This window comes from Janthinobacterium lyxosi (genome assembly GCF_051380665.1).
In the GTDB taxonomy this organism is placed as follows: domain Bacteria; phylum Pseudomonadota; class Gammaproteobacteria; order Burkholderiales; family Burkholderiaceae_D; genus Janthinobacterium.
On record NZ_JBNYXM010000006.1, the window covers coordinates 60,766 to 79,594 of the forward strand.

Sequence of the window (18,829 nt, forward strand, 5' to 3'; positions counted from 1 at the left end):
CTCATTGTTGGATGTCGAGGAAAGCAGGCCGTTCAAACACGCGTCGCGGCTGCCCATGTTGACTTTCGCCAAGAGAAATCATAGCGCGGATTGCCACTTTTAAAGCACAGTTATCTGATGGATTTGCCGTCTTTTGTTTGGACAATTCACATGAATCGCCATGATAAATCTCGCTTTCACCGGAATCAGCAAACTGACGTTCATACAAGAAACATTATCAAAAGCAAAGTCGTTTCATCATGCCGTCATAAATCCTCTTTACTATCGGCAACATGTTCATGGCCCGTCCAGAGGCCGTGCCGCCACATCCGCCTATGCACACTCTCGCCCTCCCTACCGCCACCGCCGCGCCGCCCGGCGCGATGCCATCGAATGTGGCTTACCTGAAGCCGCCATCGACCCCCATGTCCGTCGAAGGAACGGATGCCTTGCACGAGATCCTGGCGGGCCGCAAGCTCAACGCCCTGTTTCAGCCCATCATCCACATGCACAGCGGCGACATCATCGGCTACGAAGGTTTGATACGGGGGCCGTCCGACAGCCCCCTGCACGCGCCGATGAATTTGTTCAAGGTGGCGCGCGCGCATGACCTGACCCTGGAAGTGGAACACCTGTGCAGGCAAGTGGTGCTAGAGCGCTTTGCCGAACTGCAACTGCCCGGCAAGCTGTTTCTCAATGTCAGCCCCGAATGCCTGCTGCTGCGCAATGCGCGCCATGGCGAAACCCTGGAATACATCGAGCACATCGGCATCAATCCGGACCGTGTCATCATCGAACTGACGGAAAACCAGCCCACCTACGATTACGAGCTGATGCGCGAAGCGGTGCTGCATTACCGCAACATGGGTTTCCAGATCGCCATCGACGACCTGGGCGAAGGCTTTTCCAGCCTGCGCCTGTGGTCGGAACTGCGCCCGGAATACGTGAAAATCGACATGCATTTCATCCAGGGCATCAATCATGATCCCGTGAAACTGCAGTTCGTGCGCTCGATCCAGGAAATCGCGGAAAAATCGGGCACCCTGGTGATCGCCGAAGGCATCGAGGCGCAGACGGAATTGCTGGTCTTGCGCGACCTGGGCGTGGCCTTCGGACAAGGCTATCACCTGGGCCGGCCCAACGCAGTGCCGGCGCGCGCCCTGCCGGCCGAAGTGGTGCAGGCGCTGGGGCGCAACGGCGTGGCCGTGTATCCGCAGCGCAGCAGCCTGGAGAAGAATGGCGCCAGCATCCGCAAGCTGCTGCACCGCGTGGTAGCCGTTTCTCCAGAGAAAAACAATAACGAGGTGTACGACATCTTCCTGAAGGAACCGAAGCTGATGATCATCCCCGTCGTCGATGACGGCGTGCCGCTGGGCCTGATCAGCCGCTTCGAAATGATCGACCACTTTGCCCGCCCCTATCAGCGCGAACTCTATGGCAAGAAATCGTGCAGCCTGTTCATGGATGCCACGCCCCTGATTGCCGACCACGAGACGAGCTTGCAGGAACTCAGCTACACCATGGTGCAGTCGGATGCCCACCACCTGTTCAACGGCTTCATCATCACCGAACAAGGCCGCTACCTGGGCATGGGCACGGGACATGACCTGATGCGCGAAATCACGCAGATGCAGATCAATGCGGCCCGTTACGCCAATCCGCTCACGCAACTGCCCGGCAACGTGCCCATCAACGAGCATATCGACCGCCTGCTGCACAGTGGCAGCCGCTTCTGGGTCTGTTATTGCGACCTCGACCACTTCAAGCCCTTCAACGATGTGTACGGCTACCGCAAGGGCGACGACGTGATCCAGCTGACGGGAGAAATCCTCAGCGGCCATTGCGATCCGAACCGCGACTTCATCGGCCACATCGGCGGCGACGATTTCATGATTTTGTTCCAGAGCGAAGACTGGGAAACGCGCTGCCAGGCCATGCTGGACGACTTCGCGGCCGCCATCCCCGCCTACTACAGCACGGGTGACTGCGAACGGGGCGGCTACCTCAGCGAAGACCGGCAGGGCAAGAAAGTGTTTTATTCGTTGATCAGCCTATCGCTGGGCGTCATCAAGGTCGAGGCGCACCAGTACTACACGCACCATCAGATTGCCACGCAGGCGGCCGAAGCGAAGAAGCAGGCGAAGAAAATCCACGGCAACAGCCTGTTCCTGGACCGGCGGCAAGGCACGGGCGTGGTACGCATGGATGCGTAGTCAGCTTGCGGGGATACACACGCACAAGGTTGCCGTGCCGGTCACAATTCTCGTGGACGTGTCTGCCGTCATGCGGCCAGCGGCGCCGGCCCCAGCAGAGGCTGACTATCCACATATTGCGCACTGGCTTGCGCCTGCCACGGGAAGTGCCCATCGCGCGACGGCCAGACGATCTGGTACAGCGTAAAATCATCGCCCTGGTAATACCAGCGCGCATAGCCGACGTAGTTGCGGTATTGCTCGACGGGCACGCGCACGAAGGCGCACGGATGGCCTTCCAGCAAGACGTCCGTGGTGGCCGTGAAATCCGTGATGGCGCCGCTGCGCACGGCGTCCAGCGCCAGGTCGAGTATCTGGTGGGCCATGGAGCGCGGCAAGCCCATGATGAGAAGTTCTGGCTGGCCGAAGCTGTGGCCAGCACCTATCGTGAAGGCATAGCCGGGACCTTCTTCATCAGCACTGATATGGACGCCATGCCAGCCATGCGTGGCGATGTCGTCGATGACTTTTTGCTCGGATGCATCCTCGCCTGCCTGCCTTACCATGTTCCACCTTTCACTGTGCCAAAAACCCGCGCCGCATGCACGCATTGTGCACGCATTGCCTCATGCCTGCGCGACATGCCTGTAGGCAATTATCGCATGCGGCGCGCGTCCATGCGCACACAGTGGCTGCGCTTCAGTCGGGCGGTGGCAGCGGCGGGGAGCGCCCCTGGTGCCATTGCCGCATGCGCTGCTGCACCTCCTGCAAGTCGACAGGGTCCAGCTTTGCGGCAGCCACCTCCCTGGCCCGGGCCGCCCCACTATCGCCGCCCTCGGCCGCCAGCGCCAGCCACATGTAGCCGCTGAGCAAATCCCTCTCCACGCCGCGCCCGCTGTTATACATGCCGCCCAGGTTGTACTGGGCCAGCGCATGGCCCTGGCCGGCCGCGCGCGCATACCATTGCACGGCCAGGCCATCGTCTTGCGGCACGCCATGGCCGTTCGCATACATGACGCCCAGATTGTTTTGCGCGCTGGCATCGCCCTGCTCTGCCGCCGTGCGGTACCAGCGCACGGCGCACACATCGTCGCGCTCCACGCCCTGGCCATTGGCATACATCACGCCCAGGTTGAACTGCGCATTCGACGCGCCCTGGGCCGCCGCCCTGGCATACCAGTCCAGCGCCTGCTGCAAGTCGCGGGAGATGCCGCGCCCGCCCGCATACATGCCCCCCAGATTGTATTGCGCCATGCAATGGCGCTGCAGGGCGGCGCGCCGGTACCAGGCCACGGCACGCGCCTCGTCCTTGTCCACGCCTTGGCCGCGTGCCAGCATCAGACCCAGGTTGAACTGGGCGTCGGCATCATCCTGCTCGGCCGCCCGCTGCAGCCAGGCATAGGCGCGCAACTGATCGGGCACCACGCCCAGGCCTTCCGCATACGCCACGCCAAGTTGCCGCTGCGCCACGGCCAAGCCCTGGGCAGCGGCCTGGCGGAACCAGGCCAGCGCCTGCGCATCGCTTTGCACCACGCCCTGCCCGCGCTTGTAGACGAGTCCCAGGTTCAGCTGCGCCTGCGCATCGCCCTGCAAGGCCGCCTTGCGGAACCAGGCCAGGGCCAGCGCATCGTTCTTTTTCGCGCCCAGCCCCTGGGCATACGCTTCGCCCAGCAAGGATTGCGCGCTGGCTACGCCCTGCTCGGAGGCGCGGTAAAACCACGCCAGGGCCAGCTCGTCGCTCTGCAGCACGCCCCGCCCCTTGCGGTACATCTGCCCCAGGTTTTGCTGGGCCGAGGCATCACCCTGGGCGGCCGCGCGGCGAAACCACAGCACGGCGTCTTCGTCGCTCTGCGGCACGCCCCGGCCGTGATAATACAGGGCACCCAGGTGGTTCTGCGCGAACGCCAGCCCTTGCAGCGCGGCCAGGCGTAGCCAGACAAAGGCGCGCGCATCGTCCTGCGCCACACCTTCGCCCTTCTTGTACATCAATCCCAGGTTGAACTGGGCATAGGCATTGCCCTGCTCGGCAGCCGTGCGGAACCAGATATACGCCTGGTGGCTATCTCTGGCAGTGTGGTGCTTGTCCATGTGCGCCCCCATCCACATTGCGCTTGCCGGCAGCACGCGCAAAACGGCGGCCCAGGGCGACGAAATCGTGTGTGTTGCCTAAATTTTAAATTCGATGCGGGGGAAGGACTTGAGCAGGCTCAAACGAAATAACAAAATTATATCATTTTGATGAGCCCGCTTCGATGCGAAGCGAGGTACTGCACGCCCAAACTGGCATGCCGCAGGAATTACCGGCGCGCCGGATGCTTTTGCAGGAATTGCGGCACTTTCGCGGCGGCCAGCTTGTTCAGCGATACCAGCAGGTCGGCGTCGACATCGGCGATGCCATAGTTGCTGCGCAGGTGGCGGCCGATATGGATCAGCACTTGCGCCGCCACTTCCGCATCCGACTCGGCCCTGTGGGCAGCGCTCTTGAAGGCGATGCCCAGCTGACTCGACAGCAAGCCCAGCTTGTAGCTGGCCATGCCGGGAAACACGCGGCGCGACAGTTTCAAGGAGCACACGAGCGACTGGTGTGCGGGCGTCAGCTTCAGCCTGGCGCTTTCCGCGCGCAGGAATTTTTCATCGAAGCTGGCATTGTGTGCCGACAAGGCATCGCTGCCGATGAAGTCCAGCAACTGCGGCACCACCTCGGCCACGGGCGGCGCCCTGTCGACCATCGCCTGCGTGATGCCCGTCAAGCCCGTGATGAACGAGGGAATGCGCGCATTGCAGTTGATCAGGGTCACATAGCGGTCCGTGATCTGCCCGCCTTCGATGCGCAAGGCCGCCACTTCCGTGATGCGGTCGCCCATGTCGGGTGACAGTCCGGTCGTCTCGAAGTCGATCATGACGATCGGTTTGTCAAACACATTCATGAAATAAGGCTCTTTCTGCGATGCTGCGGTGGGCCAGCTTAGCCGAACTTGCGCACGGCGTCCAGCGCCAGGCCCGCGCCGATACTGCCGAACAGGTCGCCTTCGACCTTGCGCGCGGCCGGCACCAGGGCGGCGATCTTTTCACGCAGCAAGCGCACGCCGCTCGATCCGCCCGTGAAGAACACGGTGTCGACGGCGTCCGGCGCCACGCCCGCGTCACGCAGCAAACGCAGCACGGTTTCTTCCACGGAACCGCACAAATGGCCGATGGCGTCGTCGAATTGCGTACGTTTCAGCAACAGGTTTTGCGCGGGCGACAAACGCTCCAGCTCGAGCTGCACTTCGGCCGCGTCGGACAGGGCAATCTTGCCCTCTTCCACTTTCATCGCCAGCCAGTGGCCGGCGCGCTCGTCGATCAGCTTTTGCAAACGCCCCATCTTGTCTTGCTCACGCGCATCACGGCACACGTCGGCCAGCTGTACCCAGATCTTCTTGGTGTAGGCCAGGTTGATCGTGTGCCAGGTAGCCAGGTTGAAATAATAGCTGGACGGCACTTCGCTATTGTTATGCAGCCGGCTGCCATAGCCGAGCAGGGGCATGACGGATGACAGGCTCAGGTATTTATCGAAGTCCGTGCCACCGATGTGCACGCCGCCGGTGGCGAGGATATCGTCGCGCCGCTCCGCCTTTTTCGCCCGTTCCGGCGACAAGCGCACCAGCGAAAAGTCGGAAGTACCGCCGCCGATGTCGGCGATCAGCACCAGCTCTTCCTTGTCGATCTGCGACTCGTAGTCGAATGCAGCAGCGATCGGCTCGAACTGGAAGGCGACATCCTTGAAGCCGACGGAACGGGCCACTTCGGCCAGGGTGTCCTGCGCCAGCTGGTCGGCCTGCGCATTGTCGTCGATAAAGAAGACGGGACGGCCGAACACGGCGGACGAGAATTCGCGGCCGGCGGACTGCTCGGCGCGGCGTTTCACTTCGCCTATGAATTGCGCCAGCAACATGCGAAATGGCAGCGCCCGGCCGCCCACTTCCGTCTGGCCATCGATGAGACTGGTACCCAGCAAGCTTTTCAGCGAGCGCATCAAACGCCCCTCGTAGCCGGCCAGATAGCCGGCCAGCGCCGCGCGGCCAAAACTGACTTCCTCGTCTTCCGCATTGAAGAAGACAACGGACGGTAAGGTCGTCTTGCCATCTTCCAGGCCGAGCATGGTGCTCTGCCCGGGACGTGCCCAGCCTACCGTGGAATTTGACGTGCCGAAATCGACGCCGCAAGCATTGGCCATGTCGACCCTTCCCTGAATAAAGGGGCGTTATTTTATCAGAAGACAGGCCATTGCACCAGAAAAATACTTCCGGCACGGCCAAGACAACAAGCTTGCTTTGCATCAAGTAGGGACGGCGTGCAAAAGCTACTCTTGAGAGTGACGCCGAGCAACTCGGCAAGCTCCCGGAGACCCATCGTGCCCCTCGCCCCCCCCTGCGCCGCCCGCGCCACCTGCCCGCTACTTTACTGGCTGCCTTCTTCGTTTCCCTCGCCGGCTGCGGCGGCGGCGGCACCGATACGCAGGTGTCCGGCGGCTGTTCGCTGCACAGCACGACAGGCTGCGGCGGCAGCCCGCCACCGCCCGTCAATCCGCCCGTGACGCCGCCAGTCACCCCACCGGTGACGCCACCCGTGATTCCGCCCGTCACACCGCCCGAGCCTGCCAACCTGGCCAGCGCCGTCAACCTGGTGTTTTCCAGCACGGAACTGGCCTCGGCGGGCCTGGCCGGCAGCGAAGTGGCCGTCACGGCCCTCGTCAAGGATGGCGCCAACCTGGCCTTGCCAAACGCAAAGATTTCCTTTGCCACCGATTCCGGCATCCTCGGCAGCGTCGATGCCGTGACGGACAAGAACGGCCAGGCGCGCGCCCTGCTGGGCATAGGTGGCGCGAACAGCAACCGCAGCATCACCGTGACGGCCAATGTGGGCGCGCGCAGCGGCAAAGGCACGGTGGCTGTCACGGGCAGCAGCGTGGAACGGCTGGGGCCGGCCGCACTGATGCTGGGCCAGGGCGCCGACCTCACCGTCACCGTGCGCGATTCGGCAAAGCGGCCCGTGGCCGGCGCCGCCATCGCCTACAGCACGGGCGCCGGTAATGGCGTGCGCGTCAAGGATGGCGGCGCGGCGCTCAGCAATGCGCAAGGCCAGCTGGTGCTGCGCCTGACGGCAGGCAGCCTGGGCAAGGATGCCGTCTCGGTCAGCGCCCTGGGCGCCGCCGCCACGCAAGCGTATGCCGTGGCCGGCAGCGACCTGCGCCTGAGCCCGGCCGTGGGCCAGGACGCCAGCGGCGCGGACGTGCTGCCGGAAGTGACGACCCTGGCGTGCCAGCCCATCGATGCGCGCTACGACAAGGCGGGCGTGGCGCAAACGGGCAGCGCTAGCCTGTCCACCTCGCGCGGCAGCCTGTTTGCAGACAGCGCCTGCAGCCAGGCCCTGCCCGCCAGCTTGGTTTTTAGCAATGGTAACTTGCCGCGCAGCTATGTGCAGTCGCCCAACGCGGGCGTGGCACTTGCCATTCAGTCATATTTTTTGCAACATGAACAATAAGCGTGAATAAGTATGCAGTCTTGCCACACGACAATCCTTTGCGCTATGCTCGTTCTGCCCGCCCTGCCGCCACAAACGGCCGGGCCTGCAGGAATGCTTTGAGACAGCTTGCTTGCCAGACCAATATGCGAAAAAAGAATACTGTAGACCGGACACCCAGCACCACCCGACCCGTATCCGGTGCCGGACGGCGCGTGACCTCGTATGACGTGGCCCTGCTGGCCGGCGTGTCGCAATCGGCCGTGTCGCGCTGCTTCAAGCCCGGCGCCAGCATCTCGCCCGCCAGGGCAAGCGTTTATTGCTATTTACCCTGGAGTGCGAAGCGGACATCGGCAAGGTCTTGAGCGATGTGTGGCAATACCAGGTCGACGGCGCCATCGTGGCCGCCGGCCTGTCGGACGAGCAGATGGCCGAATTCGGCCGGCGCGACGTGCCGCTGGTGCTGTTCAACCGCAGCCCCCGCGAGCATGCCGTGCATGCCGTTCTGTGCGACCAGGCTGAAGCGGCGCGCCTGCTCGTCTCGCGCCTGGCCGAGGCGGGACACCGCCAGTTCGCCATCATCGACGGCCCCGGCGACTCGGCCGTCGCGCAGGAACGCAAGGCCGGTGTGCTGGACCGTTTGCTGACCCTGGGCTTGCCCGCGCCCATCGTCGTCAGCGGCAACTACGATTACGCCAGCGGCGGACGCGGCTTGCGCAAGGTCATCGACCGCCTGGGACGGGTGCCTGACGCCGTCATTTGCAGCAACGACATCATGGCCACCTGAAAACAGAAAACCTCGCATCGCTGCGAGGTTTTTTGTTATTGCGTCGGCTGTATCAACCGAAGATCTTGCCCTTGAGCATATTCAAGCCCTGGCTCACGAGGTCATTGCCTTCTGGCACTTGACCGTTCGGCGTCAGCTTGTCGATCAGCTGGGGCAGCAAGGCTGCCAGGCCGCCCGAAGCCGCGTCCGGGGCGACGCCCGCTTTTTCAGCGATCTGGGTGATCGTGTCGGTGCCCAGCGCATCCTTGATCTGGTCGCCGGACACGGGCGCATTGGCGCCGGTGCCGATCCAGCTGGCTACCTGGTCGCCCAGACCGCTTTCCTGGAATTTCTGCAGCAGGCCGGGCAAGCCGCCATGCTGGTTGACCAGGTCCATCACACTGGCCATCAATCCCGATGGCGCTTCCCCATCCGCGCCCTTGTTGCCCAAAGCGCCCATCGCCTGTCCTGCAAGTTGATCTAGCAAACTCATCGTATTCTCCTGAACGCTATCGATTCGTGCCGCGTGACCGCGACGTCCGGCATGGCGCAGACCATTCTGCGCCATGGAAAACATTATACTATGAATAATAACAATGCTATAATTACAATCTCGCGGCGAGCGCGTGGACGAACTCACTGTCGAGCCGCCCACCTCCATCATATTTACTTCGGCATAACATGCAAGCGTAAATTGACGGTTCGCGAAACCGTGTAGAATTAATTTTCCTACTTACTGAGGAGTATCAACACATGAACATTAATAAAGCGGTAGACAAAGCCTACGAAAAAAAGACGTTCAAGGAAATCGCTGATGCGCCCGTCGATGCGCTGCAAGGCGTGAGCGAGAAGGATGCGGAGCTGCTCAAGCAGGCGTTCAATATCAAGACCGTGCGCGATCTGGCGAACCTGAAATACTCGAAATGGGCGCGCGCCATCGTCACCCTGGCCGATACGGAAGAATAGACCGGGCCATGCCCTTGGCAACCCCGTCAGCACAGCCGCCCCAGTCGGCGGGTTTTTTCATTCCGGCCGGCTAGCGGCTGGCAAGCCGCTAGCCACCCGGGGGCGCCATTGGCGACGTCGCTGACCCTGCCCGATATCTGCAGGCCCCTGCAAGCGAGCACGGGCCATCTTGCCGTCACCACCGCCACATCACTGGCCACTTTCGCGCCGGCGCGGGGGAAGACGCCATCGTCCTGTGCCACCTGCTACCCGCCGGAAAGTTTCGCAATGGCGCGGCACGCCATTGGACTGCAGCGACTGCGGTCAGTGCGGCCATGACGCCTCGCACAGCGCCACGCCTGTCGTCTCGACGCCCCTGTGGCGCTTGCGTCTACACATCACGCAATGCTTCTGAAGGTGCGCCGCGCCACAGTCGGCCTGGTCGCTTGTGCGTAGACTGGCCCCATCACCACCACGAGGACGGTCACATGCCACACGCGCAACACCAGGATGAAGATGGCCAGCCAGGCGACGATGGCGATTTGTCCGACCTGCTCAGCGAATTGCGCATCCTCTTGCCGGGCGCGCAGATGCTGACGGCCTTCCTCATCATTCTGCCCTTCAACGGCGGTTTTGCGAAGATCGTGCAGGCGGAAAAGATCGTCTTCCTGCTGACGTTTTTCCTTTCCATGACCAGCCTGGTGCTGCTCAGCGCGCCAGCCATCCAGCACCGCATCATGCGCCCCCTGCAAGACCGCGAGCGCTTCAAGCGCGTGGCCGACCGCATCATGATGGCGGGGGCACTGTCGCTGGCGCTGGCATTCATCCTCGGCACCAATCTGGTGATGTCGGAAGTGTTCGGCCACATCGCTGGCATCGTCGCATGCACGCTGATGGGCTCACTCATCATCTGCATGTGGTGGTGGCTGCCCTTGCACTTGAAGCGCGACAGGGAAATCTGATCATTTACTTTTGCAAGATAGTGATCTTGCCATCCGCTTCCAGGAACGCGCATTTCATGTCCGGCAACGGACAATCGGCCTCGCGTAGCGCCTGCTCGACATCGCCGCTGGCCACGCGGCATTTCTTTACCACGTCGTTGAAAATCACGCCATCGCGGCCCAGCAGCACGGGCGTGCCATCGACCAGCTCGGCAAGCTTGCGGCTGCGCGAAGTGATCCAGGCAATCAGCATGTTGAGACAGATCAAAGTCAAGGCCAGGATCAAGCCGCCGGAAATCGAATCGTCGCCGCCCGACAGCGAGTTCGATACCGCTTCACTCAGCAGCATGACGACCAGCAAGTCAAACGGCGTGAATTGCCCCACCGTGCGCTTGCCCGTCATGCGCACCATCAGCAGCAAGGCTAGGTAGACCATGACGGCGCGCACCACCAATTCCCACGCAGGCAAATCCAGATCGAACATGGCAATCCTCCCGACAGGTGATTGCCTTATTTATACGTCTATTTGCTCCGGCAGACCACACCGCTGGCCTGCTCCAGCAGGGTTACGCTGAAAATCCCCACCAGCGGACGCAAATTCACCTTGTTATACAGGCGCTCTGCGGCGCGCCCCACGTGTTCTTCCTCGGCGACGGCGCTGAAGTATTGCTGCTGGCGAATATCGAGCATGTCAGACCTTATGGGAATCAAGTTAAGCTAACTATGTCTACGACGAGCTTGACTTGCCCAGCCATTCTGTCTTCACTCCGCCACACCAATTTCGCCACAGCCATGCAATCTTCGCCCACCTGTGGCGGAATGCGGGGGATTCTGTGTTATCGTTAACAACAAGCGCAAGCGCTGTCGTGTGCAGTGCAGCAGATTTTAGCCATCCCCCAGCAGAGCTGGCCCGAATCTTTTACAATGTTGTCTTTGGGCAGTTCTTATAGCCCGAAAATACTCGCCGGCCATCGACTCTGGTGGCGCATTGCCGCCTCCGGCTGGGCCTCAGCGCGCCTCTCCACCTGTCATTCTTTACCCAACCAATAAGAACATGCACGCCTCCGTAGATCCCCTGATTCCGCGCGTCACTGCGCCTTTTGGCGCTGGCTATGCCGACCTGGCCCTGGCCATCGGCGGCCTCGCCATCGGCACGGGCGAATTCGCCTCCATGAGCATCTTGCCCGTGGTGGCCGACGACCTGGGCACGACCTTGCCGCAGATGAGCCACATGATCAGCGCCTACGCGCTGGGCGTGGTCATCGGCGCGCCATTAATCACCATCTTCCTGGCGCGCATGCCGCGCCGTTTGATGCTGATCTGTCTGATGCTGATGTTCGCTGGCGGCAACTTGCTCAGCGCCATCGCCCCCAACTACGGCTTGCTGGTGGTGGCCCGCTTTGTCGCCGGCATTCCCCATGGCGCGTATTTTGGCGTGGCAGCCCTGGTGGCCGCCGCCCTGGCCGAACCGGACAAACGGGGACAAGCTGTCGCCCGTGTCCTGATGGGCTTGACGGTGGCCAACATTTTCGGCGTGCCGCTGGCCACGTATATTGGCCAGACCCTGGGCTGGCGCTCGGCCTTCTTGCTGGTCGCCGCGCTGGGCTTGCTGACCATGCTGATGGTGCGCATCTTCGTGCCCATGGTCGCCGCAGGCGATTCGAGTCCGCGCCGCGAACTGGGCGTGTTCCGCCGCCTGCAAGTGTGGCTGACCCTGCTGATGGTGGCGATCGGCTTCGGCGGCATGTTTGCCGTCTACACGTTTATCACGCCCACCTTGCTGGAAATCACGAAAGTGTCACCGCTGGTCATCTCCATCTTGCTGGCCATCATCGGTGTCGGCATGACGTTGGGTAACCTGATCGGCGGCTGGCTGGCCGACCGCTCGCGCCTGTGGACCATCTTCGGCGTGCTGCTGTGGAACGTGGCCGCGCTCGCCGCGTTTACTTATACCAGCAGCAATGTCTGGCTGACGGCGATCAACCTGTTTGCCATCGGCGCCGGCATCGCCGTCGCCCCCGCCGTGCAGACGCGCTTGATGGACGTGGCCGGCGACGCGCAAACCGTGGCTGCTGCCCTCAACCATTCCGCCTTCAACATCGCCAACGCCCTGGGCGCCTGGGCCGGCGGCATCGCCATCGCCATGGGCATGGGCTTGCGCTCGACAGGCTGGGTCGGCGCCATGCTGGCCTGCGGCGGCATCGTCGTGCTCGGCATTTCCGTGCTGGTGGAAAACCGCAGCCGGAATGTGAGCGGTGCGCAGCCGGCTTGATGGTGTAAGCGAGCGACGGCCTGGCGGCCGCTCATGTGCGAGCGGCTAGTCTTCGATGGCAAACGCCACCGCCGCCTCGCAATGAATCGCCATCGTATTAAATAACGGTAAGTCGACATCGCCCTGTTGGATCAGCAGCGGTATCTCCGTGCAACCCAAAATCACGCCCTGTGCGCCTTGCAGCCGCAATTTCTCGATGATGCCCAGAAAGATCTTCCGACTGGCATCGGTAAAGATATTCTGCACCAGTTCCGTGTAGGTAATCTCGTGGAGGATTTCCTGGTCTGCCGCGTCGGGCGTCACCGTCGCGATGCCGCACTGTTCCAATGCCTGGTGATAAAAGCTGCCCGCCATCGTTTGCTTGACGCCCAGCAAGCCGACTTTCTTCAAACCTGATTCCCGCACCCGCTTCGCCGTTTCCTCGACGATGCTGATAAAAGGCAGGCCGATCCGCGGCACGACGGCCGGGGCGAAACGGTGCGCGCCATTCGCGCACAGCAGGAAGAAATCCGCACCCATGCCTTGCAGGCGCCGCCCCTCGCCGACCAGGAATTGTTCGATGGCATGGGAATCGGGCTGCGATGCGTGCGCGACAAAATCGGCCTGGTCGATGCTGACCAGCACGATGCGCGCGCTATGCGCCGGCCCGATGCGCGCTACCAGCATTTCATTGAGGAGCCGGTAGTATTCCAGGGTGGAAGCCCAGCCGATGCCGCCGATCAAGCCTATCGTCTTGTGTTGCACGTCTGTCCTAGCGAAAAGAATTGCACAAATTATACGTCGAGGTCAGTCAGGTGGATACGGGGACAGACTCATGCAACATCAATACTCTCGCCTTGGAGCGCACGCCGAGCATATCGCACGGCAGAGGCATCGTCGGACTTCTTGACAGACTGTGCTCCAGACATCAGGTTATCCTGTTCAAACTGGCGCAATTCCTGCAGCAGCGTGTCCAGCGCCGTTTCACCGCAACGGCGCACCAGCCCTTCCATGGAATACAGGCCATAGGCATCGACCAACCGGTAAAAGCCATCCGTCATTGCCAGCAGTTGCGATTGCCTGTCCATGTCAAAAGCATATTGTCTGGCCTTGAATTCCCCTTGCGGATACATGCACAGTATGCCCGGCGCCTCGTGCAAGTTTTGAAATGCACGCCTGTCCCGCAACATCGGCAGCAAGGCCGCGAATACTTCCGCCTTGTCCTCGATACCTTGCGCTTTTAACTGCGCAATGGCTGCCTTCAGAATGTCTTCCTGCGCATTCTCATAGGGATCGATATCACGCACGTCCCCGGCTGCGCTGGAGACAAATACCTTGCAATCGCCGAGAGCATATATCTGTACAGCGGCGCCAGCGTCACCTTCGATAATACGTGCCCACGTCACGGCGGCAATTGGATAGGCATACGCAGGAATGTGCGCCAGATCAAGACGCGCCTGCACATCGCGCTGGAAACGCGCCAATGCCAGCTTGATGCTGTCGTGCTGGCTCAATCCGGGCGCGACCACCTCTTTCAGCAAGGCGGCAAAAGTCGCCACGAACCAGGCGGCATCGCCCGCTACCGTATCGAAATAGTTCTTTTCGGACACTGAACTTGCGCCATCAAAAATCAGGATATCCACGATTCCCGCATTGTGTAGATAAACCGTTACCAGATCTTCATTATTCTTTGCGCCGGCTGCATCGGATACGTGGACAATTTTCATTAGTTTTATGGATTCTTCTCTTAAGGATTGTTGGCGAGGCCGGTATGGCCATTCCCTAGCCCAGCATGACATCATGCCGGTTCGACGTCTCGCGGCTGTATTCACGTTCGAACGCGGCCAGACTCTCCGCCTGCGCCCACAAGCTGGCGATATAGTGAAATTCCTCCTCGAACGGCTGCTCGAAATTCGGCACATCCGTCGCATACTCGCAATTGCGGCTCAGCATGACCAGCCAGTCCGGATAATCGAGCGCCGGATACAGGCGGGTAAAGATGGCATCGAGCGACGACACGTTTTCCCGCCCCGCCAGGTAAGCTGCGCGCAGTTCGACAATGTATTTGCCGCCGAGGAATTGGTCCTCCAGGCGCTGCGCGCCCCGATAGCGCTCGATGATCACGTCGGCCAGCGGCAGCACCTCATCGCGGCCACGGGCGCTGGCCAGCAGCACAACCTCCAGGTCGTCGCCTTCCTGGTCCAGGCGCAGGCGTTCCACGGCCCAGTCCACGCAGCGGTCCGCGTGCGCAAAGCCCATGCGGAGCTGGAAAACGGCGATTTCAAGTTCTGTCAGTTGTTCCATTACTTTCATCTGCTAATACCATCCTCACTGCGCCTGCAGCATCTTTTGCAACACCATATCGAGCTCATAAAAATCCACGGGCTTGGTCAAGTGCAAATCAAAGCCCGCATCGGACGCCATCTGGCGGTCCTTGTCCTGGCCCCAGCCCGTGACGGCCACGAGGATGGCGTTCCGCCCGCAGGGCTGGCTGCGCAACAGTCTTGCCACGTCGTAGCCATTCATGTGCGGCAAGCCGATGTCGAGCAATATCACTTGCGGCATGAAACTTTGTGCTGCCGCCATGCCCGCCGCGCCGTCGTAAGCCGTGCGCACTTCGTAGCCGAGGATGTCGAGCGCCAGCGCCAGGCTTTCGGCCGCATCGGCGCTGTCGTCGATGACCAGCACGGTGCCCTCGCGCGTGCCGGCCAGCAGGCGGCGGCTGGGCTCGGGCGGCGCTTGCAGCGGCACGGCGGGCAGCGGCAGGCGCAGCTCGAACGTACTGCCCTGCCCCACGCCATCGCTGTGCGCGCTGATGCTGCCGCCATGCAATTCGGCCAGGCCGCGCACCAGCGACAGGCCGATGCCCAGGCCGCCCTGGGCTCGCGACAGGGCCGGCTCCAGCTGCGAAAACAGGTCGAACACCTTGTCCAGGTGCTCGGGCGCGATGCCGATGCCCGAATCGCGCACGCTGATCAACACTTCCTCTTGCGTGCAGGCCACTTCCAGCCCGATGACGCCGTTGGCAGGCGTGTACTTGACGGCGTTGGTCAGCAGGTTGGCGATCATCTGCCCCAGGCGCGTGGCATCGGCGTCGAGCCAGATGGGCTGCGGCCATTGCTACACGTGCACGCTGTGGCCGGACTGCGCCGCCAGCTCGGCCACGCTGTGCAGGGCCGCTTCCACAACGGGCGCCAGTTCCACGCTGGCACGGCGCAATTCCAGGCGCCCCCGCGTGATGCGCGACACTTCCATCAAGTCGTCGACCAGGTGCGTCATGTGGGCCACCTGGCGGCCCAGCACGTCACGGACCCAGCGTAGCTGCGGGTCGTCCAGCTGGGCCAGGCGCAGCACTTCCAGCACATTGCGGATCGGCGCCAGCGGGTTGCGCAGCTCGTGCGCCAGGGTCGCCAGGAATTCGTCCTTGCGCCGGTCGGCCGCGGCCAGCTGCTCGTTGAGCGCGCCTGCTTCCTTGCGCGCCAGCTGCAGCTGCTGCTCGTATTTGCGCCGGTCGCTGGCGACAAAGGCGGCGATTTCGTCATAGCGCACGCCGTCATGCACGCGGCGCACGGCATTGAACAGCATGGGGATGGATAGCCCCTGGCGCTGACGCATGTCGAGCAAGATTTCCGACACGCTGCCCTGCACCTGCATCAGGGGCAGCCAGTACGTCTGGTGGAACACGCGCCCGCCGATGGTCAGCAAGTCTTGCAGTTTCTTCTTCCCGAGCAATTCACCTGCGCCATAACCGAGCCAGCCGCAAAAGGTGGCGTTCGCCTGCACGATGGTGCCATCGGCCGTGCACAGCAGCAAACCGCAAGCGGCATGCTGGAACAAAGTATGGGTGTCAGGCAAGGAAGGTATCGTATCGCGCATTACAGGTGCAGGCCGTCAAGAAAGTGGCGGATGGCGCGGTAACTGGCATCAGGCACGCTCATGTGCGGGCAATGGCCCACATTCTCGACCACCTGCAAACTGCTGTGCGGCAACATTTCGCACAAGTACTGCCCCACGGACGGCGGCGCGATGAAGTCGTCGCTGCATTGCACGATCAGGGCCGGCGTGCTGTTGCGCGGCAAGATGGCGCGGTGATCGGACAAGAACGTGGCTTGCGCGAAATGCCGGGCAATGACGGGATCCGTGCGGCAAAAGCTGTTCACCAGGTCTTGTCCCAGCGCCGGCTGCCCGGACGCACCCATGATGGCCGGCGCCATGCTGGCGGACCAGCCCAGGTAGTTGCGGTCCATGGCGTCCAGCAAGTCATCGATATCGGCACGGCTGAAGCCGCCCCGATAGCCGGCAGCCGCATCGTCGACATAGCACGGCGACGGTGCCAGCATGACTTGCGCGGCGAACAGCTCCGGTTCGACGATGGTCGCCAGCAAGGCGCTCATGGCGCTGACGGAATGGCTGACGCAAATCACGGGGCCGCCGCCGACGGCATGGATAACTTGCCGCAAATCGGCGCCATGCGCGTCGAGCCGCGCGTAGCTATCGAAATCATAGGCGCCCAGGTCCGAAGCGCCGCTGCCGACCAGGTCGAACAGCACGGTACGGTAGTGGGGACGAAACAGCGGCTCCAGGTAACGCCACATGGTCTGGTCGCAGCCGAAGCCGTGCATGAGCACCATGGTGGTTGCCGCGCCCGCCTCTGGCGCAGCGCAGCATTCGCTCACGCGGACATTGTTCCGATCTTCTATGCGCATGCCTTGAATATTTCCATGTGGAATGTAAATTAACTTCTTGCTAGCATCTTAGCATGCGCGATTTGACCCTGGGCAACACCATTGGTGCTGGACAAATGCCATGCTGCGGCGGATAATGAGAACGATTCCCATTATCAAACTACCAGGCGTATGCCTGGCTTTCCCTATGCGCCGCGATGGCGCCCGCTGGCGGCAACAAGCCGGTTTCATGTTGAAGGTTTGTAACGCATGCGCGCTTTCTGGACTGTCATACACCGCTGGGCTGGCCTGACCATCGCCCTCTTCCTCATCGTCGCCGGCCTCACGGGCGCCGTCACGTCGTGGGACCACGAACTGGACGAATGGCTCAACGCCGACATCATGGACACGCCGGGCCGCGGCCCCCTGCAGGCGCCGTTTGCGCTGGCGCACAAGGTAGCTGCGGCCGACCCGCGCGTGGAAGTCAATTACATGACCCTGGGCCTGGAAGAAGGCCATGCCGCCGCCTTCATGGTGCGCCCGCTCACCGACCCGAGCACGAACAAACCGTTCGTGCTCGACTACAACACCGTCTACATCGACCCCGTCACGGCGCACATCACGGGCACGCGCGATTCGACGGCCATTTCCCTGTCGCGCCGCAGCCTGATGCCGTTTTTGCGGCACCTGCACTACAGCCTGCACGTGCCCGCCTTCTGGGGCACGGACCGCTGGGGTTACTGGCTGATGGGCAGCGTGGCCCTGATCTGGCTGCTCGACAGCATGGTGGCGTTCTATCTCACCACGCCACGCCGTTTGCGCCCGCGTGAACATGACGAGGCGCCGCGCCACCGCGACGCCGCCAACTGGTGGCAGCGCTGGAAACCGTCCTGGGTGGTGCGCTGGGCGGCCGGCGGCTACAAGCTCAACTTCGATTTGCACCGCGCAGGCGGCCTGTGGGTATGGGGCATCATCCTCGTCGTGGCGTTTACCTCGTTCTCGCTGAACCTGTACCGCGAAGTGTTCTATCCCGTGATGTCACTGGTATCGACCACCACGCCGGGCCCCTACGAAACGCAGACGCCGGCACCCTACGGCACGTATATCAAGCCCTTGATCGGCTTCGAGCAGGCAGTAGACATTGCCAAAAAGCAAGCCGTACAACGCGGCATCATGGCGCCCATCGGGGGCATTTATTATGGTGGCAATTATTCGTTCTATAACGTTTCGTTCTTCGACCCGGCCGACGAATTCGGCGCGGCCGGCATGGGCCTGTCGAACCTGTACGTCGATGGCATGGACGGCAGCATCATCGGCCAGCACAAGCCGTGGGAAGGCACGGCCGCCGACGTCTTCGTGCAACTGCAATTCCCTTTGCACTCGGGCCGCATCCTCGGCCTGCCGGGACGCATGTTGATGTCCTTCATGGGCATCATGGTCGCCATGCTGTCGGTGACGGGCATCGTCATCTGGGAGCGAAAACGGCGCGCGCGCCGGCTGCAGGCGAAGAGCCATTAAAGTCACCTGAAGTAGCGACTCCACAACGGCGCAGGCGGACTCAGCTATTTCAGTCTGCGCCGCACACTTTG

General features: G+C 62.1%; 20 protein-coding genes. 7 read left to right on the forward strand and 13 right to left on the reverse strand.

What is annotated here, in order from left to right:
- Nucleotides 1-404: 404 nt before the first annotated feature.
- Nucleotides 405-2,192, forward strand: a complete 1,788-nt coding sequence (locus tag ACQ4WP_RS07740; RefSeq protein ID WP_436519637.1) for a GGDEF domain-containing protein — start codon at nt 405-407, stop codon at nt 2,190-2,192.
- Nucleotides 2,193-2,260: 68 nt separating this feature from the next.
- On the opposite strand, the gene ACQ4WP_RS07745 is transcribed toward ACQ4WP_RS07740, so the two are convergent.
- The 4 genes from ACQ4WP_RS07745 to ACQ4WP_RS07760 form a co-directional block, all read right to left on the reverse strand.
- Entirely contained in the window at nt 2,261-2,737 is a 477-nt protein-coding gene (locus ACQ4WP_RS07745) for a DUF4262 domain-containing protein (protein ID WP_436519429.1), read from the reverse strand.
- Between the two features lie 133 nt (nt 2,738-2,870).
- Nucleotides 2,871-4,259 carry a tetratricopeptide repeat protein gene (locus ACQ4WP_RS07750; protein WP_436519430.1) on the reverse strand — a complete coding sequence of 463 codons (1,389 nt, stop codon included), beginning with the start codon at nt 4,257-4,259 and terminating at the stop codon, nt 2,871-2,873.
- A 209-nt stretch (nt 4,260-4,468) separates the two neighbouring features.
- Nucleotides 4,469-5,098 carry a 3'-5' exonuclease gene (locus ACQ4WP_RS07755; RefSeq protein ID WP_436519431.1) on the reverse strand — a complete coding sequence of 210 codons (630 nt, stop codon included), beginning with the start codon at nt 5,096-5,098 and terminating at the stop codon, nt 4,469-4,471.
- A 38-nt stretch (nt 5,099-5,136) separates the two neighbouring features.
- Nucleotides 5,137-6,387 carry an Hsp70 family protein gene (locus tag ACQ4WP_RS07760; RefSeq protein WP_436519432.1) on the reverse strand — a complete coding sequence of 417 codons (1,251 nt, stop codon included), beginning with the start codon at nt 6,385-6,387 and terminating at the stop codon, nt 5,137-5,139.
- Between the two features lie 284 nt (nt 6,388-6,671).
- Here ACQ4WP_RS07760 and ACQ4WP_RS07765 point away from each other — a divergent pair, with 284 nt between their 5' ends.
- On the forward strand, nt 6,672-7,694 hold the full coding sequence (locus ACQ4WP_RS07765) for an Ig-like domain-containing protein (RefSeq protein ID WP_436519433.1): 1,023 nt from the start codon (nt 6,672-6,674) through the stop codon (nt 7,692-7,694).
- 298 nt (nt 7,695-7,992) lie between these two features.
- Entirely contained in the window at nt 7,993-8,460 is a 468-nt protein-coding gene (locus tag ACQ4WP_RS07770) for a substrate-binding domain-containing protein (RefSeq protein ID WP_436519434.1), read from the forward strand.
- A gap of 52 nt (nt 8,461-8,512) precedes the next feature.
- On the opposite strand, the gene ACQ4WP_RS07775 is transcribed toward ACQ4WP_RS07770, so the two are convergent.
- Nucleotides 8,513-8,932: a YidB family protein gene (locus ACQ4WP_RS07775; protein ID WP_436519435.1), complete on the reverse strand. Its 420-nt coding sequence runs from the start codon at nt 8,930-8,932 to the stop codon at nt 8,513-8,515.
- A gap of 260 nt (nt 8,933-9,192) precedes the next feature.
- Here ACQ4WP_RS07775 and ACQ4WP_RS07780 point away from each other — a divergent pair, with 260 nt between their 5' ends.
- On the forward strand, nt 9,193-9,405 hold the full coding sequence (locus ACQ4WP_RS07780; RefSeq protein WP_034751103.1) for a hypothetical protein: 213 nt from the start codon (nt 9,193-9,195) through the stop codon (nt 9,403-9,405).
- 467 nt (nt 9,406-9,872) lie between these two features.
- Nucleotides 9,873-10,346 (forward strand): DUF6328 family protein, encoded by a 474-nt coding sequence (locus ACQ4WP_RS07785; RefSeq protein WP_436519436.1) that lies wholly within the window; start codon nt 9,873-9,875, stop codon nt 10,344-10,346.
- Between the two features lie 4 nt (nt 10,347-10,350).
- Here the strand turns inward: ACQ4WP_RS07785 and ACQ4WP_RS07790 are convergent, their stop codons facing one another.
- Both ACQ4WP_RS07790 and ACQ4WP_RS07795 read right to left on the reverse strand, forming a co-directional pair.
- Nucleotides 10,351-10,809: a DUF421 domain-containing protein gene (locus ACQ4WP_RS07790; RefSeq protein WP_436519437.1), complete on the reverse strand. Its 459-nt coding sequence runs from the start codon at nt 10,807-10,809 to the stop codon at nt 10,351-10,353.
- Between the two features lie 38 nt (nt 10,810-10,847).
- Nucleotides 10,848-11,015, reverse strand: a complete 168-nt coding sequence (locus tag ACQ4WP_RS07795) for a hypothetical protein (protein ID WP_436519652.1) — start codon at nt 11,013-11,015, stop codon at nt 10,848-10,850.
- Nucleotides 11,016-11,379: 364 nt separating this feature from the next.
- Here ACQ4WP_RS07795 and ACQ4WP_RS07800 point away from each other — a divergent pair, with 364 nt between their 5' ends.
- Complete coding sequence (locus ACQ4WP_RS07800) at nt 11,380-12,597, forward strand: MFS transporter (protein WP_436519438.1); 1,218 nt, start codon at nt 11,380-11,382, stop codon at nt 12,595-12,597.
- A gap of 45 nt (nt 12,598-12,642) precedes the next feature.
- On the opposite strand, the gene ACQ4WP_RS07805 is transcribed toward ACQ4WP_RS07800, so the two are convergent.
- The 6 genes from ACQ4WP_RS07805 to ACQ4WP_RS07830 all read right to left on the reverse strand — a co-directional run bounded on the left by ACQ4WP_RS07805 (nt 12,643) and on the right by ACQ4WP_RS07830 (nt 17,282).
- Nucleotides 12,643-13,341, reverse strand: coding sequence for an aspartate/glutamate racemase family protein (locus ACQ4WP_RS07805; protein ID WP_436519439.1), 699 nt, complete (start codon nt 13,339-13,341; stop codon nt 12,643-12,645).
- Nucleotides 13,342-13,409: 68 nt separating this feature from the next.
- Nucleotides 13,410-14,303, reverse strand: coding sequence for a hypothetical protein (locus ACQ4WP_RS07810; protein ID WP_436519440.1), 894 nt, complete (start codon nt 14,301-14,303; stop codon nt 13,410-13,412).
- A gap of 55 nt (nt 14,304-14,358) precedes the next feature.
- Nucleotides 14,359-14,880, reverse strand: coding sequence for a hypothetical protein (locus ACQ4WP_RS07815; RefSeq protein ID WP_436519441.1), 522 nt, complete (start codon nt 14,878-14,880; stop codon nt 14,359-14,361).
- Between the two features lie 24 nt (nt 14,881-14,904).
- The gene (locus ACQ4WP_RS07820; RefSeq protein ID WP_436519639.1) at nt 14,905-15,681 is read right to left on the reverse strand and encodes an ATP-binding response regulator; all 777 of its coding nucleotides are present in this window, start codon (nt 15,679-15,681) and stop codon (nt 14,905-14,907) included.
- Nucleotides 15,682-15,696: 15 nt separating this feature from the next.
- Nucleotides 15,697-16,431: a histidine kinase dimerization/phospho-acceptor domain-containing protein gene (locus ACQ4WP_RS07825; RefSeq protein ID WP_436519442.1), complete on the reverse strand. Its 735-nt coding sequence runs from the start codon at nt 16,429-16,431 to the stop codon at nt 15,697-15,699.
- 20 nt (nt 16,432-16,451) lie between these two features.
- A complete protein-coding gene (locus ACQ4WP_RS07830) occupies nt 16,452-17,282 on the reverse strand; it encodes an alpha/beta fold hydrolase (RefSeq protein ID WP_436519443.1) in 831 nt (276 codons plus the stop codon).
- Between the two features lie 228 nt (nt 17,283-17,510).
- Here ACQ4WP_RS07830 and ACQ4WP_RS07835 point away from each other — a divergent pair, with 228 nt between their 5' ends.
- On the forward strand, nt 17,511-18,758 hold the full coding sequence (locus ACQ4WP_RS07835; protein ID WP_436519444.1) for a PepSY-associated TM helix domain-containing protein: 1,248 nt from the start codon (nt 17,511-17,513) through the stop codon (nt 18,756-18,758).
- The last annotated feature ends 71 nt before the right edge of the window (nt 18,759-18,829 follow it).

Excerpts from the sequence above, each read along its gene's own strand:
- ACQ4WP_RS07740 (WP_436519637.1), top strand. The coding sequence starts at position 405 with ATGTCCGTCGAAGGAACGGATGCCTTGCACGAGATCCTGGCGGGCCGC.
- ACQ4WP_RS07745 (WP_436519429.1), bottom strand. The coding sequence starts at position 2,737 with ATGGTAAGGCAGGCAGGCGAGGATGCATCCGAGCAAAAAGTCATCGAC.
- ACQ4WP_RS07750 (WP_436519430.1), bottom strand. The coding sequence starts at position 4,259 with ATGGACAAGCACCACACTGCCAGAGATAGCCACCAGGCGTATATCTGG.
- ACQ4WP_RS07755 (WP_436519431.1), bottom strand. The coding sequence starts at position 5,098 with ATGAATGTGTTTGACAAACCGATCGTCATGATCGACTTCGAGACGACC.
- ACQ4WP_RS07760 (WP_436519432.1), bottom strand. The coding sequence starts at position 6,387 with ATGGCCAATGCTTGCGGCGTCGATTTCGGCACGTCAAATTCCACGGTA.
- ACQ4WP_RS07775 (WP_436519435.1), bottom strand. The coding sequence starts at position 8,932 with ATGAGTTTGCTAGATCAACTTGCAGGACAGGCGATGGGCGCTTTGGGC.
- ACQ4WP_RS07780 (WP_034751103.1), top strand. The coding sequence starts at position 9,193 with ATGAACATTAATAAAGCGGTAGACAAAGCCTACGAAAAAAAGACGTTC.
- ACQ4WP_RS07785 (WP_436519436.1), top strand. The coding sequence starts at position 9,873 with ATGCCACACGCGCAACACCAGGATGAAGATGGCCAGCCAGGCGACGAT.
- ACQ4WP_RS07790 (WP_436519437.1), bottom strand. The coding sequence starts at position 10,809 with ATGTTCGATCTGGATTTGCCTGCGTGGGAATTGGTGGTGCGCGCCGTC.
- ACQ4WP_RS07795 (WP_436519652.1), bottom strand. The coding sequence starts at position 11,015 with ATGCTCGATATTCGCCAGCAGCAATACTTCAGCGCCGTCGCCGAGGAA.
- ACQ4WP_RS07800 (WP_436519438.1), top strand. The coding sequence starts at position 11,380 with ATGCACGCCTCCGTAGATCCCCTGATTCCGCGCGTCACTGCGCCTTTT.
- ACQ4WP_RS07810 (WP_436519440.1), bottom strand. The coding sequence starts at position 14,303 with ATGAAAATTGTCCACGTATCCGATGCAGCCGGCGCAAAGAATAATGAA.
- ACQ4WP_RS07815 (WP_436519441.1), bottom strand. The coding sequence starts at position 14,880 with ATGGAACAACTGACAGAACTTGAAATCGCCGTTTTCCAGCTCCGCATG.
- ACQ4WP_RS07830 (WP_436519443.1), bottom strand. The coding sequence starts at position 17,282 with ATGCGCATAGAAGATCGGAACAATGTCCGCGTGAGCGAATGCTGCGCT.
- ACQ4WP_RS07835 (WP_436519444.1), top strand. The coding sequence starts at position 17,511 with ATGCGCGCTTTCTGGACTGTCATACACCGCTGGGCTGGCCTGACCATC.